This is a genomic window from Actinomadura sp. NBRC 104425, from assembly GCF_030269545.1.
Taxonomy (GTDB): domain Bacteria; phylum Actinomycetota; class Actinomycetes; order Streptosporangiales; family Streptosporangiaceae; genus Spirillospora; species Spirillospora keratinilytica.
In genome coordinates this window covers 16,321-30,824 of the sequence record NZ_BSTN01000020.1, presented here as the reverse complement: position 1 = coordinate 30,824, position 14,504 = coordinate 16,321, and the positions used below count along the sequence as shown (strand labels likewise).

Here is a 14,504-nt window from a genome sequence, read left to right as displayed (position 1 = left end):
TCCGAACGCTGGTGTGTGCCGTGTGGGGGCTGTGTTGGTGCGGCGGTAGCTGGGGTGGCTTCGGTGCGGTTGCACCCGCCCCGCTCTTCGCAAGGCGACTGACGTCTGGAATGGCGTGCTCACGCCGCCGTAGCCGCTGGGGGTCCGAACGCTGGTGTGTGCCGTGTGGGGGCTGTGTTGGTGCGGCGGTAGCTGGGGTGGCTTCGGTGCGGTTGCACCCGCCCCGCTCTTCGCAAGGCGACTGACGTCTGGAATGGCGTGCTCACGCCGTCGCAGCTGCTGGGGCCGAACGCTGGTGTGTGCTGTGGGGACTGTGTTGGTGCGGTGGCATTTGGGGGCGGCGCTGGTGCGGTTGCACCTGTCCTGCTCTCCGCAAGCCGACTCACGCCTGCTCTCGATGTGGCCGTGCGTCGCCACCGCCAGCCCGATTAGGGCGGCGGCACAATCCACCTGGCCCTCTTGTGGGGGTGTCGGTAGCCACGCGGCTCGGTCCTGTCCCGGTGGAGTGTGACGACGCATTCGCCTCGAACGGCAGGTGCCCGGAATGCGGGATTCTGCCGGTCCGATGATTCGAGGCGGCATCACGGGGGTCGCGGGGCGTCATGATGTTGTCATGTTGGTCCCTTCGGCGCGGGACGGGTGCCTCGCGTCCAAACCCGGATCACGGCACCTCAGCGCCCGTGGGGACGCGGACGCGGAAAGGAACGCTGCCGGCACGTGTGCCGCGAGTGGTGGCGGGAACGGTGGGAGCCATGTCCAGTTCGTCCCCTCGGTCGACGACGGCGCCCGGTCCGGGCGGCGCCGTAATCCCTGCCCGCATGGCCCCATCCGTAGGCGCGGACACCCTGATCGCCCGTTACCGGCCGTGGCGACTCGGAGGGCGCCGCTGCCGCCACCGGACGCCGGCGGCCTCGCGAGCCGGAATAACGACTTTGCCGGGAGGTGACGTTTCGTGGATGCGAACCGAGCACTAGACGAGTTGCTCACCGGACGGTTGAAGCCGGGCGTCTACCAGTGGCGGATCCCGCCGACCCCCGGCGCCGTCGGCGACACCGGCTGGACGGAACGCGCCCTGGCGGCGGGCTGGCGCGCCTACCACCTCGACGGGCGCCGCGCCCGCGACAAGGACGCTTTTCTGCGCCTGTGCGCCGAGGTCTTCGCGTTTCCGGCGACGTCCGGCGGCGACTGGGACGCGCTGGAGAAGTGCCTGACCGACCTGTCGTGGGCCCCCGCACGCAACGGCTACCTGGTGCTGTACGAGTCGTGGGCCGAGCTCGCCGAGACCGACCAGCGGTCGTTCCGCACCGTCCTGGACATCTTCGCCAAGGCCGTAGAGGAGTGGCGGGAGACCTCCACCCCCATGACCGTGCTGCTGTCGAACGTCGGAGTGGAGGTGGCGGGCGTCCCCCGCCTCGCCTGACCGTCGGCGACGCGACGGCGTTACGGCACTCCGAAGGCCCTGGCGATGATTCCTCCGCCGGGGCCTTCGGCAGCGCTGCCCGTCAGTAGCTCGTCGAACTCGAGCTGACGCTCCACAGCGCGAAGCCGTAGATCCCGAAGATGACGACCCAGTAGATGATCCACAGGGCCGTGACGACGTAGCCGAGGACGAGGCCGGCGACGGCCTGGCCGTGCCCCTCCTGGCCGGTGCGCTTGATCTGGCCCAGTGCGATGTGGCCGCAGATGATCGCCGGGATGGAGGTCAGTCCGCAGAACACGAAGCCGACGATCCCCATGACCAGCGATGCGGTGGCCAGACCGTTGGTCCCCACCACCGCGGGCGGGGTGGAAGGGTAGTAGTGGTGCTGCACCGCGGGCTGCTGCTGGTAGGGCTGGGCGTACGGGTCCGGCTGCCCGTAGGAGCCGTATGGATCCGACGGTCCGTAAGGGGGGTGTGCCATGGGAGTCCCGTTCGTTCTGGGCGCGCTCGCCACGGGGCTGGTTCCGAGCTTCGCCGGTTGTCTCGTGATTGGTGACGGTATTCGGTTGGATGTCGTTGATCGCTTCCCGGTTCACCATGGTGCCGGACCCGGCCGCGGGCGCGGAAGTGCAGGCCGGAACCGGATCATGTCGCCAGGTTGTCGCGCAGCCAGGAGATGTCCTGAGCCTGACCCGCCTTGGGCGTCTCTACGACCACCGGCGCGCCGGCGGCTCGCACCACCGAAAGGATCAGCTCCGGGTCGATCGTGCCGCTGCCCAGGTTGGCGTGCCGGTCGGCTCCCGAGCCGAACGCGTCCCGGCTGTCGTTGCAGTGCACCAGGTCGATCCGCCCGGTGATGGACTTGATCCGGTCGACCGCGTCGATCAACTCCTCGCCGGCGGCGTGCGCGTGGCAGGTGTCCAGGCAGAACCCGACCTTGGAGTCGAGATCGGCGACGCCCGACAGTACCTCCCACAGCCGGGCGATCCGGTCGAACCTGCGCGCCATGGCGTTGTCGCCGCCCGCGGTGTTCTCGATGTAGATCGGAATCGGGCAGTCGAGCCGTTCGAAGACCTTGCGCCAGTTCTCGAAGCCGGTCTCGGGGTCGTCCTGCTTCAGCACGTGCCCGCCGTGCACGACCAAGGCCTTCGCGCCGATCGAGGCGGCCGCCTCCAACTGCTGCGAGAGCACCTTGCGGCTGGGAATGCGGATCCGGTTGTTGGACGTCGCCACGTTGATGATGTACGGGGCGTGCACGTACACGTCCACCCCGGAACCGCGCAGCGCCTCAACGCCCTCCGGCAGGACGGGTTTCTTCCAGCCCTGCGGATCGCCGAGGAAGAACTGGACGACCTCCGCCCCGATCGAACGGGCGGTGTCGAGCGCGTTGTTCTGGTCGACGTGGGCTCCGATGCGCATGTCCCGAGCCTATCCGCGACCTACGACATCGGCTCCTCGAGCCACAACACCCGACCACACCGGACACCCTTCTCGCCCGCCAAGCAACGCGATCGGCCTCTCAACCGTCGACGACCGCAGGGCTCTGGCAAGGGAAGGGCGGGGCTCGCGGGGGCGTGGCGGCGGGTGCTGAGCGGGAGTTGGCGAGGGCCGTGTTGTGGTCGGTGCCGAGTGTGGTGGGGCTGCAGGTCCGTGGGAGATGGACGCGCGGGGGTGGAGACGGGTGTGTTTCGGGCAGAGGTGAAGGCGCGGGGGCGTGGCGGCGGGTGCTGAGCGGAAGTTGGTCGAGGGCCGTGTTGTGGTCGGTGCCGAGTGTGGTGGGGCTGCAGGTCCGTGGGAGATGGACGCGCGGGGGCGGAGACGGGTGTGTTTCAGGCAGAGGTGAAGGCGCGGGGGCGTGGCGGCGGGTGCTGAGCTGCGCGCGGGCTCAGAACGCGGCGGCGGTCTCCTTGGTCTCGTCGGGCCGACGGCACGGTCGCGGTGACCGTCGGCTACCTGATCGAGTACGAGGCCGTGCTGCGTGCTGTCGCGTAGGCCGCGGGCCGAGCCGAGGCGAGCGATCTCCACACAGGTCAGGGAGTTGGCCGAGGGCCGTGTTGTTGGTGCTGGTTGTGGTGGGGTTGCACGTCGGTGTGAGGTGGACGCGCGGGGGTGGAGACGGGTGTGTTTTGGACAGGGGGCAAGGCGCGGGGGCGTGGTGGCGGGTGCTGAGCGGGAGTTGGTCGAGGGCCGTGTTGTTGTCGGTGGTGGATGTGGTGGGGTTGCACGTCCGTTTGAGGTGGACGCGCGGGGGCGGAGACGGGTGTGTTCCAGGCAGAGGCGAAGGCGCGGGCGCGCCCTCGCACGGCGGGCGGCTCAGAGGCTGAAGCCGCCGTGGCGCAGTGCGAAGGCGGCGCCCAGGAACGAGGCGATCATGCCGATGACGTTGAGCCAGCGCTCGCCCGTGGTCGCGGAGACCATCTGCGAGAAGAGAGCCAGCGGCAGGCCGATCACGCCCGCCAGCGCTCCGAAGAAGTGGGTCGCCGGGATGAATCCCAGCACCAGAGCGATCAGGCCGATCGTGATGGCGGCGATGGCCAGCGCGTTCTCCAGCGGGTGCCGCTCTCCGTCGGTGTTGAGCGTGAGCAACGGGCGCTTGGTCTCGGTCGCCTCGTCGGACATCAGTCCACCACCCCCTCCGGGTGCGGTCGGAAACTCGTCGGGTCGGGGTTCACCTGTGGTGCCGGCCACGGCGGCCGCGGATCGGCGCCACCGGGCGCGGCGACGCGGTAAAGAGATTCCCGCCAGTCCGGTAGATCAATCGGAGCCGCGAGCGCGGAAACTGTCGGCGGGGACCGGTAGTGTCGAACATGGATTCGAGGCCGCGTGGACACCCAGGAGGTGCCGAAGATGAGGGAGAGCGAACTCGCGGTCATCGGCGACGCGGAGCTCGTGGAGGAGCTGTCGCTGCTGACCACCCAGACCGCCCGCATGCGCGCCCGGATGGCAGACATCATGGCCGAGCTGGAGCGCCGCCGGTGCGCCGCCAGGTCGGCTGCCGCCACCGCGACCCGCCGCTGACGCCGCCTCTCATGATCGCGATGCGGTGGTGTCGTGGCCGCCGGCCGGGTCCGGCGATGCCGTCGGGCCCGGCGCCATCGGCGGGCAGGCCGTGGCCTCGCCCTGCTGCCTTGACGATGGGCACGGGTTGGGCCGCTGCGGCGCCTGCCTTCGCAAGCGCCGCCACCGGCAACCTCCGCTCACAGCACCGGTGCCGTGCCGGCGGCGGCATCCGGGGCGTCACGGGCGACAACCTCGCGGGTGTCGCCCCGCCCATCGTGACGGCGGCCGTGGCTCGGCACCTGCGGCGAGCCGGGGAGCCGCGGCTGCCGCACCTGTTCGTCCGCGGTCACTGTCTCCGCGACCATGGGACGCGTCGTCGGCGGCCCCCGCTCGTCACCGCGGCCGACAACGTCGACCGGCTTTCGGAAGGGCCCCCTGATGCCATCGCTCGTTCAGCCGTAACCCCACTGGGCGGCCGGGCTCTCCCTTCGGGTGGACGAAGCCGGTCGAATCGCGGTAGAGCAGGCAAAGTGCCCTGGCGGCAGCCCCGAGAAGGGGTTCGGAGGGCGTCTGGGCTTGGTAGCCTGTACCGGTCTCACGGGCGGTGCCCCGATCATCGGTTCGGACCGCCGCCGTGGGGGACGCAAGAGCCCTCCTGTCACGGAGAGACCGTGACCGCATCAGTCCAGAGGAGGTAGGGACATAAGCATGCGTCGTTACGAAGTCATGACCATCCTCGACCCCGCGATCGACGAGCGCAACGCGGCCGCGTCGCTGGACCCGTTCCTGAAGGTCGTCAAGGATGGCGGCGGCAGCGTGGAGAAGCTCGACGTCTGGGGTCGTCGGCGCCTGGCCTACGACATCCAGAAGAAGTCCGAAGGCATCTACGCGGTGATCGACCTGACGGCCGAGCCTGCCACGGTCAAGGAGCTCGACCGGCAGCTCAACCTGAGCGAGTCGGTGCTGCGTACGAAGGTCATCCGCCCCGAGGTCCACTGACCGGGGCCCGTCACCGCACACCAGCCACACCAGCCGGAGCGAGCCCATGGCAGGCGACACCCAGATCACCCTCGTCGGCAACCTCGTCGAGGACCCGAACCTTCGCTTCACCCCCAGCGGGCAGGCGGTCGCGTCATTCCGCGTCGCGTCCACGCCGCGGTTCTTCGACCGCCAGACGGGGGAGTGGAAGGACGGCGAGGCCCTCTTCCTCACCTGCAACGTCTGGCGGCAGGCGGCCGAGAACGTGGCCGAGAGCCTGCAGCGCGGCATGCGGGTGATCGTTCAAGGGCGGCTCAAGCAGCGCTCGTACGAGACCCAGCAGGGTGAGAAGCGCACCGTGTACGAGATCGAGGTCGACGAGGTCGGCCCGTCCCTGCGCAACGCGACCGCGAAGGTCAACAAGACCCAGCGCCAGGGCGGCGGCGGCTTCGGCGGCCCCGGTGGCGGCGGTTTCGGCGGTGGCGGCGGCCAGGCCGGCGGCCCCGGCGGCGCCCCGATGGACGACCCCTGGACCACCACCGGCGGTGGCGGTGGCGGGTTCACCGACGACCCGCCGTTCTGACCCGCGCTCGGACATTCCTCGGCTGCGACCGCCATGACCGGCCCGGTCGTGGCGGCCGTCGCACCCGGCCGACCCCGCCGACCGCGCCGGCCGCACGGCGGGGGCTGCACCGGCGGCGCCGGTGGCGGCCTCGCGCCGCGTCGGTCGGCATCCAACCGAACACAACGTCCATTCCCGCGTGAGCGGGGCTCTCGATAAAGGAGCACCACGATGGCGAAGCCACCTCCGCGCAAGCCCAAGAAGAAGGTTTGCGTTTTCTGCCAGGAGAAGATCTCCTACGTCGACTACAAGGACACGGTCCTGCTGCGGAAGTTCATCTCCGACCGCGGCAAGATCCGTGCCCGTCGCGTGACCGGTAACTGCACCCAGCACCAGCGGGACGTCGCCACGGCGATCAAGAACGCCCGCGAGATGGCGCTGCTGCCGTACACCAGCACCGCGCGCTGAGTGGGGAGGGACCAGCAGACATGAAGCTCATCCTGACCCAGCAGGTCTCCGGGCTCGGCGAGCCGGGGGACGTCATCGAGGTCCGTGACGGCTACGGCCGCAACTACCTCGTGCCGCGCGGGTTCGCCATCAAGTGGACTCGTGGCGCGGAGAAGCAGATCGAGTCCATCAAGAAGGCGCGTGCGGCCCGCGAGATCGCGACGATCGAGCACGCCCGGGAGATCGCCGACCAGCTGCAGGCCCTGAAGGTGACGCTGCGCAGCCGCAGCGGCAGCAACGGGCGCCTGTTCGGCGCGGTGACCGCCGCCGACATCGTCGAGGCGGTCAAGGCCGCCGACGGGCCCGAACTGGACAAGCGCCGCATCGAGATCGCCAACCCGATCAAGACGCTCGGCTCTCACCAGGTCAGCGTCCGGCTGCACGCCGACGTCAACGCGACGATCGACGTCAACGTCGTCGCCGCCTGACCCGACTGCGGCAACACCACTGACGCGATGCGCCACGTCGCCCAGGGCCACCAGCGGCCGGCGGCCACCGCGACGTGGCGCATCGCGCCGGGCCTTCCCGCCCGGCGTGCTGCCTTCTTGCCTCCAAAACCCCGCGCTGACCAGCGCCAATCCCACTTCGGCGCGCCCTCCGCGTCACCACCGGGCACCACCGCGCGTCGAGACGCAGGTGCTCGCCCTGCGCCGTGCGCATCGCATCGGCCCGGTCCGGCCGTCCGCAGCGGCATCCCACTCTCTACCGCGCACCGCATCCTGACCCGCCACGGCTGCCCCATCGCTCGTCGCCAACCACGGCTGCACGGACTTGGGCACCCGGTGAGGGGATTGCGCAGGTAGTGCGTGCGGCACCGCTGCCAGGCCGCCCCGTGCAGCGTCGATCCGATCGCCTCAGACCGCGGTGAGCCACTTGTTGACGGCTGCCACCTCCAGGGGTGGCCTGGCAGCGGATGCCGAGCTTGTCGTAGCGGGTGGCCACGGCCCGCCGCTGACCCGGCCGCAGTTGGCCGAGGCACGGCGGATGCGTGCCGCCGAACTGCTCGAGCAGGGCCTTTCCCAGGCCGAGGTCGCCCGGATGCCCGTCTGTGGGCGGCCTGCGCTGCGTTTCATGTGAAACGTCCGCGAAACGCCCTCTCCTTGGTGTCCCGTCCGCCGGCAACTACCTTCCGTAGTGATCCGACCGCGGGGGAAGGGGCGATATGGCCGCGCTTTCGGAAGGTCATCCTGAAGAAGGCAGGTGGCCGATGCGCCGGACGGTGGCCGGGGTGCTCAGCATCGGCCTGTTCGACGCCCTCCTTCTTGAGACGCTGCCCGCGGTGGCCGCCGCGGAGTCGCAGCGCTTGCCGGCGGACGGCCACGACGATCGCCGGCTTGCCCTGTCCGCGCTGCGTCCCCGGATCTACACGCGCAGCGAGTGGGGTGCGCGGCCGCCTCGGGAACGGGCCCGGATTCTGCGCCGTCCGCCCAGGCACATCGTCGTCCACCACACGGCCACGCCGAACTACCCGGACGAGTCGCTCCAACACGCCTACTGGCTGTCGCGCTGGATCCAGCATCACCACATGCGGGTCCGCGGGTGGGCCGACACCGGGCAGCAGCTCACCATCAGCCGCGGCGGCCACGTCATGGAGGGCAGAAACCGCAGCCTGAGCGCCATCCGGCGCGGCCATCTGGTCGTCGGTGCGCAGGTCCGGGGCTACAACCGCACCACCATCGGCATAGAGAACGAGGGCACCTATATGGAGGACGAGGTGCCCCGCCGACTTTGGGTCTCTCTGGAGCGGGTCTGCGCGTGGTTGTGCGCGCAGTACGAGCTGGACCCGTTCCGCGCCATCGTCGGACACCGCGACTTCGCCGACACCGACTGCCCCGGCGACGTCCTGTACGCGATGCTTCCCGACCTGCGGCGCGGCGTCGTGGACCGCCTCGAACGTTCGATCGGACGCGCCCGGCCGAAGAAGCGGCGCGTGCGCAAGAGGGCCGACGCCCGGGCAGCCCGTCCCGACATCGACCCCGCGCCGAGCACGTCGCCGACGCCCCGTCCTCCGGCGCCTGAAACGCCCAGTCCTTCGACGAGCAGGCCTGAAGCGACATCCACGGCTCCGGAACCGGCCGTGGCCGAACCGTCCAGCCCTCCTGAGGCGCCTGGCGACGTGTCATCCTTGCTGGACCTTTTCGAGTAAGGGGAGGCGTCCCGGCGGAAAGGCCACCGCGGACAGCTGCTCCCCTGCACGGCATTGGGGTGGCCAACTATTTCAGCGCTCGATGTCGGCGGGCCGGTCACCGATGCGGCGATCCCGCATTGGGCGACCAGTAGCGATGATCCCTCGCTGACCTGGGACGTCCTGGGATTTCTGCGCGCGCCCGGGCGCCGGCCGATCGCGCTCGAAGGCATGACGCGCGGTGGCTGCGGGCATGCGGCGACGTGATCGTCTCCAACGACGCCGGTGGATCGACGGAGCGGTGGCGTCGCTGGACGCGCTGCCGCCCGTGGTCGAGGCCGCGCGCAACCAGCCGGAGGTGTTGTTCGACAGCGGCATGCGCACCGGCCATCGCCGAACCTGATCGGGGCTTTGTGTCGACGTGCGGTGCGCGTCGCCGCACGCCGGTGCGCGGCGGACCTGCGAGGCGGCGACGTCGGGCTAGTTCTCGCTGGTCATATAGCGGCTGCGGCGGCGGGCGATCTCCGGGTCGATGCCCTCCACGAGCGACCAGATGTCCGCGATGCGTTCCACCAGGGTCTCCGGGGGCAGGTCGGCCATGCCCTCGGCGGCCAGGTCGTCGATCGCCCGGGTCAGCAGGGCGAGCCGCTCGCCATCAATAGAACGCATGTTCGAATCCTATCGGCTCAGGAGGCTCGAAGAGGGGGTTTTCGGCAGGGGAGTCCCGCGCATCACAAGAACCTCCCGAAGCTCGCTTTGCGCTGGTCAGCGGCGGACGGCACCGGTGACCAGCCAGGCGTCCCCGAGTGTCCGCACGCCCAATGTGATCAGCCGGGCGACCATCCACAGCCCGATGGCCAGCCACAGCCCGATCAGCCCGGCACCCGTCCCGTAAGCCGCCAGCGCGGCGGGCAGGAACACCACCGTCGCGATCAGGGTCGTTGCGGCCAGGTATGCGCCGTCGCCCGCGCCGATCAGGATGCCGTCCAGGACGAACACCACGCCCGCGACCGGCTGCAGCAGCGCGACCAGGATCAGGCTGACCAGCAGCAGGTCACGCACCTGGCCGTCGCTGGTGAAGAACCCGGGCAGCCAGGGCCGCACGAGGAGGATGCCCAGCAGGAACACGACCCCGCAGACGACGCCCCACTGGACCATCCGGCGGGTGGCGGCGCGCGTCCCGGCGGTGTCGGACGCACCGAGATAACGCCCCGTGATGGCCTGCCCGGCGATCGCGATGGCGTCGTGCGCGAACGCCAGCAGCGTCCACACTTGGAAACCCACCTGGTAGGCCGCGATCTCGGCGTCGCCCATGCGAGCGGCCACGGAGGTACCCACGATGAGCACCACGCGAAGCGCCGCCGTCCGCAGCAGCAGGTTCACGCCCGCCGTGGCGGCGGTGCGCAGCCCGCCCAGATCCGGCCGTACCGGTGCGCCGTGCCTACGGGCGGCGCGCAGCACCACCGCGACGTACACGGCGGCGCTCGCCGTCTGCGCGATGACGGTCCCCCAGGCCGACCCCGCGACGCCCCAGCCCAGCCCCAGCACGAACACCAGGTTCAGCACGAGGTTTCCCGAGAAACCTCCGATGGAGACCAGCAGCGGTGTGCGGGTGTCCTGCAGGCCGCGAAGCACGCCCGTACCGGCCAGCACGACCAGCATCCCCGGAATGCCGAGGAGGCTGACCGTCAGATACGTCCGGGCGTACGGGGTGACGGAGGCCGACGCCCCGAAGAGATCGACCAGCCAGGGGACCAGCGGGCCGCCCGCGACGGCGAGGACCGTCCCGATGGCCAGCGCCAGCCACATGCCGTCGATGCCCTGCCGGACCGCCGCCCGGATGTCGCCGGCCCCCACCTGCCGGGCCACCCCGGCGGTCGTGCCGTACGCGAGGAAAATGCACAGGTACACCAGCGTTGCCAGCGCCTGACCGGCCACGCCCAGCCCGCCGAGCTGCGCCGTGCCCAGGTGCCCCACGATGGCCGAGTCGGAGAGCAGGAACAACGGCTCGGCGATCAGAGCGCCGAACGCGGGCAGCGCCAACCGCAGGATCTCGCGGTCGTGCGCGTTCGCGAGGGCGCGCAGGGGTGAGCGGGCCATAACTGCCGCAACGCTACCAAGTCTGTAAGGGGCATGAAAAGTTTGACTATTACCGGCGGGCATCGCCGCGAGCGGTGGTACGAGCCGTTGGCGGTCGGCACGCGGCGGCGGTGTGTCGGCGTTGTCGGGCGTGATCTCGGTGCCGGGCCCCGGCGGCAGTGGTCGTCGTGGCGGTGTACGGGGTAGGCGCAGCCCAGGCCGGGGCGGCTGGGGACCTTGCGGGACCAGGTGCCGCAGTTGGGGGCACGCTGCACGGCCGTGGATGCCGGCCGCTGCCGGTGGACGTGGACATGGCGATCGGTACGGCGGTCTCGGTGGCCTTGCGCGAGCGGGTCCTCGGCGGAAACCGTTGGCGTCCGTGATGCGCCTGGCGGGCGACCGCGGTGGTCCGGCGCTGCGGTTTTGCGGACGGCATGACGTCGAGGAAGGTAATGGCGCTGGTCGCGGCTGGGGTGCAGGATGCCGCATCGGGGTGGGGCTGCCACTGCCGGTGCTGGACCGTGGCGCGCGGTAGCGGCGGTGATCACAGCGTTCGTGCCGTTGTTCTGGGCGGGTGAGGTGTGGCTGGGGGCGACGGCGGATGTGGCGTTGTCACGGGCGCGAGCGCGTTGGTTGCGGTGTTGGGCCAGTTGTGTGATCAGCATCGTGGTGTGGCGAGCGGGGCCTTGGGCGGCGCGGTCGCGGTCGAGGGGCGTTCGGAAGGTGCCTTGGCGGGGGCGGCGGCCTGGTGGCTCGAGGGTGTGGAAACGGGGGCGGGACCCATGTGGGGGCGGGGATGGCGGACTTTTCTTCCCACACACCCGGTGGATGGTGTTCCTGCAGGTCAGCGGCTTACTAAAGGATCTTGGATGGAGTTATCCGCAGGGTTGTCCCCAGGTTGTGCACAGGGGGCACCGGCGTGTATGCACAGGTCCTCCACAGGTCATCCACAGCCGCTTTTGCACCCCCGGCACGCCGGGCCGGAGAATGTCGGAGGCTTCCGGTACTTCTGGGATACGGGGGCGACATCGGGGCCCACGAGGCCTCCGGTGACCGAGTCGAGGGGGTGTGCAGGTGAGCGTGACCGATCTCGGGCCCCACGACCAGGAGTTCGAACGCACCCCGCCGCACGACATCACCGCGGAACAGGGCGTACTGGGCGGCATGCTGCTGTCCCAGGACGCGATCGGCGAGGTCATCGAGGTCCTGCGCACCCAGGACTTCTACCGTCCCGCGCATCAGATCATCTTCGACGTCATCCTGGACCTGTACGGGCGCGGCGACCCCGCCGACGCCGTCACCGTGGCGGGCGAGCTGACCAAGCGCGGCGAGATCGGCCGGGTGGGCGGCGCCCCCTACCTGCACACGCTGATCTCCTCGGTGCCCACGGCCGCCAACGCGGGCTACTACGCCAAGATCGTCCGTGAGCGTTCGGTGCTGCGCAAGCTGGTCGAGACCGGCACCCGCATCGTGCAGATGGGGTACGCGGCCGACGGCGCCGACGCCGACGAGATCCTCGACCGCGCCCAGGCCGAGGTCTTCGCCATCGCCGACAAGCGCACCGGCGAGGACTACGTCCCGCTCAGCGAGATCATGCCCGGCGCCCTGGACGAGATCGAGGCCATCGGCAGCCGCGGCGGCCAGATGGTCGGGGTCCCCACGGGGTTCGCCGATCTCGACGCCCTCACCAACGGCCTCCACCCCGGTCAGATGATCGTCGTGGCGGCGCGGCCGGCCATGGGCAAGGCGCTGTCGCTCGACACCCCGCTGCCGACCCCCGCCGGCTGGACGACCATGGGCGAGGTCGAGGTCGGCGACATGCTGATCGGCGCCGACGGACGGCCGACCCGGGTCGTGGCGGCCACCGAGGTGATGCACGGGCGGCCGTGCTACGAGATCGAGTTCTCTGACGGCGAGGTGATCGTCGCCGACGCCGGGCACCAATGGCGGACCACCGCCCGGGACGGTCGGCGACACGAACTGGAGCGCGGCGCACAGCGAGGACATGGCCTGCCGCGGCGCCAGGGCGACCGCCGCCGGCGGGGTTGCGGGGCGGGTCGGCCCGGTGGGCGTGCCGTCGCGGTGACCAGCGGCCGGCACAACGATGCGGTTGCCGCGGCCGGCCGAATTCCACCGGCGGTGGCCTGCGCGTTCGACCTGGACGACCAGCCGCGCAGTCGGCGGCCCGCCGGGACGCTGCCCGAGAAGACCGCGCGGCCCGGCTGTGGCGGCGAAAGCGGCTTCGGCACGGCGGCCGGTGCGGTCACCGCAGTGCGGGCGGGTGCGTCCCGCGGGGCCGGCCGGAGCGGGCGGTTCGGTGCGGCGGGCGTGGCGCCGCCTGCCGTTTCGGTCAGGACGACCGCGCAGATCGCCGCAACCCTGCGTTGCGACGACGGCCGTCCCAACCACGCCGTGGCGGTCGCGGCCCCGTTCCACCTGCCGCCCGCCGACCTGCCCATCGACCCGTACCTGCTGGGCGCCTGGCTCGGCGACGGGAACGGCGGGCACGCGGACGGCCAGAACGCGGGCCAAGCCTTCAGAAAGGGGCTGCGTGAGCCGGGCCTGCCGGGGGACGCGCACATCCCCGGCGTCTATCTGCGGGCTTCGCGGAGCCAGCGGCGGGCGCTGCTGGCGGGGCTGCTCGACACCCGCGGCCACATCTCCGAAACCGGGCACGTGTGCCTTACCCTGGCGGATCGCAGGTTGGCGGAGGACGTCCGCGAGCTCATCCTCACGCTGGGCCACCAGGCCACCCTGACGACCGAGCGGGTCACGGGGCGCTCGGGCGAGGATTCGACGCGCTACCGGATCGCCTTCACCCCGGCCGAGCCGGTGTTCCGCCTGCCGCAGAAGGCCGCGCGGCTGCGCCGGGCCGTCCCCCTGGAGAGCCGCGTCCGGTACATCGTGGACGTGCGGCCCATAGCGAGCGTGCCGGTGCGGTGCGTGCAGGTCGACAACGACGACCACATGTACCTGGCCGGACGGTCGTGCATTCCCACCCACAACTCCACGCTGGCGCTGGACTTCGCCCGCGCCGCGTCCATCAAGCACGGGCTGACCTCGGCGTTCTTCAGCCTGGAGATGGGCCGCAACGAGATCACCATGCGTCTGCTGTCGGCGGAGGCGCGGGTGGCGCTGCACGCGATGCGGTCGGGGACGATGACCGACGAGGACTGGACGCGACTCGCCCGCCGGATGAGCGAGGTCGCCGAGGCGCCGCTGTTCATCGACGACTCGCCGAACATGTCGATGATGGAGATCCGGGCCAAGTGCCGACGCCTGAAACAGCAGCATGACCTGCGGCTGGTCATCGTCGACTATCTGCAGCTGATGACGTCCGGCAAGCGGGTGGAGAGCCGCCAGGTCGAGGTGTCGGAGTTCTCCCGTTCGCTGAAGCTGCTGGCCAAGGAGCTGGGCGTGCCGGTCATCGCGTTGTCGCAGCTCAACCGTGGTCCGGAACAGCGGACGGACAAAAAGCCCATGGTGTCCGACCTGCGGGAGTCCGGCTCGATCGAGCAGGACGCGGACGTGGTCATCCTGCTGCACCGCGAGGACGCCTACGAGAAGGAGTCGCCGCGCGCCGGTGAGGCCGACCTGATCGTGGCCAAGCACCGCAACGGGCCGACCGCGACGGTGACGGTGGCGTTCCAGGGGCATTACAGCCGTTTCGTGGACATGGCGCAGTGACGGCCGGTCGCCGACCGCGCACTTGCGTGGTCGGCGACCTGACGTCGGCAGCGGGCAAGCCGTCATGTTTCCGTGACCGACCGCCCCACGAGCGATGACGACCGGGCGGACGGCGTTCTCGTTGCGGGCGCGCCGGGCCGCGCCAT

General features: G+C 70.7%; 15 protein-coding genes and 1 pseudogene. 9 read left to right on the top strand and 7 right to left on the bottom strand.

Going from position 1 to position 14,504, the window contains the following annotated elements; all coding sequences use genetic code 11:
* Positions 1-952: 952 nt before the first annotated feature.
* Positions 953-1,420, top strand: coding sequence for a barstar family protein (locus tag QSK22_RS24955; protein ID WP_285496797.1), 468 nt, complete (start codon positions 953-955; stop codon positions 1,418-1,420).
* A gap of 82 nt (positions 1,421-1,502) precedes the next feature.
* Here QSK22_RS24955 and QSK22_RS24950 read toward each other — a convergent pair whose 3' ends face one another.
* The 3 genes from QSK22_RS24950 to QSK22_RS24940 form a co-directional block, all read right to left on the bottom strand.
* Positions 1,503-1,901, bottom strand: a complete 399-nt coding sequence (locus tag QSK22_RS24950; protein WP_285496796.1) for a DUF4190 domain-containing protein — start codon at positions 1,899-1,901, stop codon at positions 1,503-1,505.
* Between the two features lie 164 nt (positions 1,902-2,065).
* Positions 2,066-2,839, bottom strand: coding sequence for a deoxyribonuclease IV (locus QSK22_RS24945; RefSeq protein ID WP_285496795.1), 774 nt, complete (start codon positions 2,837-2,839; stop codon positions 2,066-2,068).
* A gap of 894 nt (positions 2,840-3,733) precedes the next feature.
* Complete coding sequence (locus QSK22_RS24940; RefSeq protein ID WP_285496794.1) at positions 3,734-4,039, bottom strand: hypothetical protein; 306 nt, start codon at positions 4,037-4,039, stop codon at positions 3,734-3,736.
* A gap of 228 nt (positions 4,040-4,267) precedes the next feature.
* Between QSK22_RS24940 and QSK22_RS24935 the strand changes: the two genes are divergently transcribed.
* Positions 4,268-4,438 carry a hypothetical protein gene (locus QSK22_RS24935; protein WP_285496793.1) on the top strand — a complete coding sequence of 57 codons (171 nt, stop codon included), beginning with the start codon at positions 4,268-4,270 and terminating at the stop codon, positions 4,436-4,438.
* Between the two features lie 179 nt (positions 4,439-4,617).
* On the opposite strand, the gene QSK22_RS24930 is transcribed toward QSK22_RS24935, so the two are convergent.
* Positions 4,618-4,785 (bottom strand): hypothetical protein, encoded by a 168-nt coding sequence (locus QSK22_RS24930; RefSeq protein WP_285496792.1) that lies wholly within the window; start codon positions 4,783-4,785, stop codon positions 4,618-4,620.
* 343 nt (positions 4,786-5,128) lie between these two features.
* Here QSK22_RS24930 and rpsF point away from each other — a divergent pair, with 343 nt between their 5' ends.
* The 4 genes from rpsF to rplI all read left to right on the top strand — a co-directional run bounded on the left by rpsF (position 5,129) and on the right by rplI (position 6,895).
* Entirely contained in the window at positions 5,129-5,419 is a 291-nt protein-coding gene (gene rpsF / locus QSK22_RS24925) for a 30S ribosomal protein S6 (protein ID WP_285496791.1), read from the top strand.
* Between the two features lie 46 nt (positions 5,420-5,465).
* Positions 5,466-5,981, top strand: coding sequence for a single-stranded DNA-binding protein (locus QSK22_RS24920; protein ID WP_285496790.1), 516 nt, complete (start codon positions 5,466-5,468; stop codon positions 5,979-5,981).
* A gap of 210 nt (positions 5,982-6,191) precedes the next feature.
* Positions 6,192-6,428, top strand: a complete 237-nt coding sequence (gene rpsR, locus QSK22_RS24915; protein ID WP_026403973.1) for a 30S ribosomal protein S18 — start codon at positions 6,192-6,194, stop codon at positions 6,426-6,428.
* A gap of 20 nt (positions 6,429-6,448) precedes the next feature.
* A complete protein-coding gene (gene rplI / locus QSK22_RS24910) occupies positions 6,449-6,895 on the top strand; it encodes a 50S ribosomal protein L9 (protein WP_285496789.1) in 447 nt (148 codons plus the stop codon).
* A 318-nt stretch (positions 6,896-7,213) separates the two neighbouring features.
* Here rplI and QSK22_RS34055 read toward each other — a convergent pair.
* Positions 7,214-7,323: pseudogene (locus QSK22_RS34055) on the bottom strand (transposase); the annotation flags it as partial.
* Positions 7,324-7,674: 351 nt separating this feature from the next.
* Between QSK22_RS34055 and QSK22_RS24900 the strand changes: the two are divergent.
* Together QSK22_RS24900 and QSK22_RS24895 are read left to right on the top strand one after the other, a co-directional pair.
* Complete coding sequence (locus tag QSK22_RS24900) at positions 7,675-8,613, top strand: peptidoglycan recognition protein family protein (protein WP_285496788.1); 939 nt, start codon at positions 7,675-7,677, stop codon at positions 8,611-8,613.
* Positions 8,614-8,845: 232 nt separating this feature from the next.
* Positions 8,846-8,995, top strand: coding sequence for an alpha-hydroxy-acid oxidizing protein (locus tag QSK22_RS24895; protein WP_285496787.1), 150 nt, complete (start codon positions 8,846-8,848; stop codon positions 8,993-8,995).
* Between the two features lie 77 nt (positions 8,996-9,072).
* On the opposite strand, the gene QSK22_RS24890 is transcribed toward QSK22_RS24895, so the two are convergent.
* Together QSK22_RS24890 and QSK22_RS24885 are read right to left on the bottom strand one after the other, a co-directional pair.
* Entirely contained in the window at positions 9,073-9,261 is a 189-nt protein-coding gene (locus QSK22_RS24890) for a hypothetical protein (protein WP_285496786.1), read from the bottom strand.
* 96 nt (positions 9,262-9,357) lie between these two features.
* Positions 9,358-10,692 carry an MATE family efflux transporter gene (locus QSK22_RS24885; RefSeq protein ID WP_285496785.1) on the bottom strand — a complete coding sequence of 445 codons (1,335 nt, stop codon included), beginning with the start codon at positions 10,690-10,692 and terminating at the stop codon, positions 9,358-9,360.
* Positions 10,693-11,745: 1,053 nt separating this feature from the next.
* On the opposite strand from QSK22_RS24885, the gene dnaB reads away from it, so the two are divergent.
* Positions 11,746-14,358: a replicative DNA helicase gene (gene dnaB / locus QSK22_RS24880; protein ID WP_285496784.1), complete on the top strand. Its 2,613-nt coding sequence runs from the start codon at positions 11,746-11,748 to the stop codon at positions 14,356-14,358.
* The last annotated feature ends 146 nt before the right edge of the window (positions 14,359-14,504 follow it).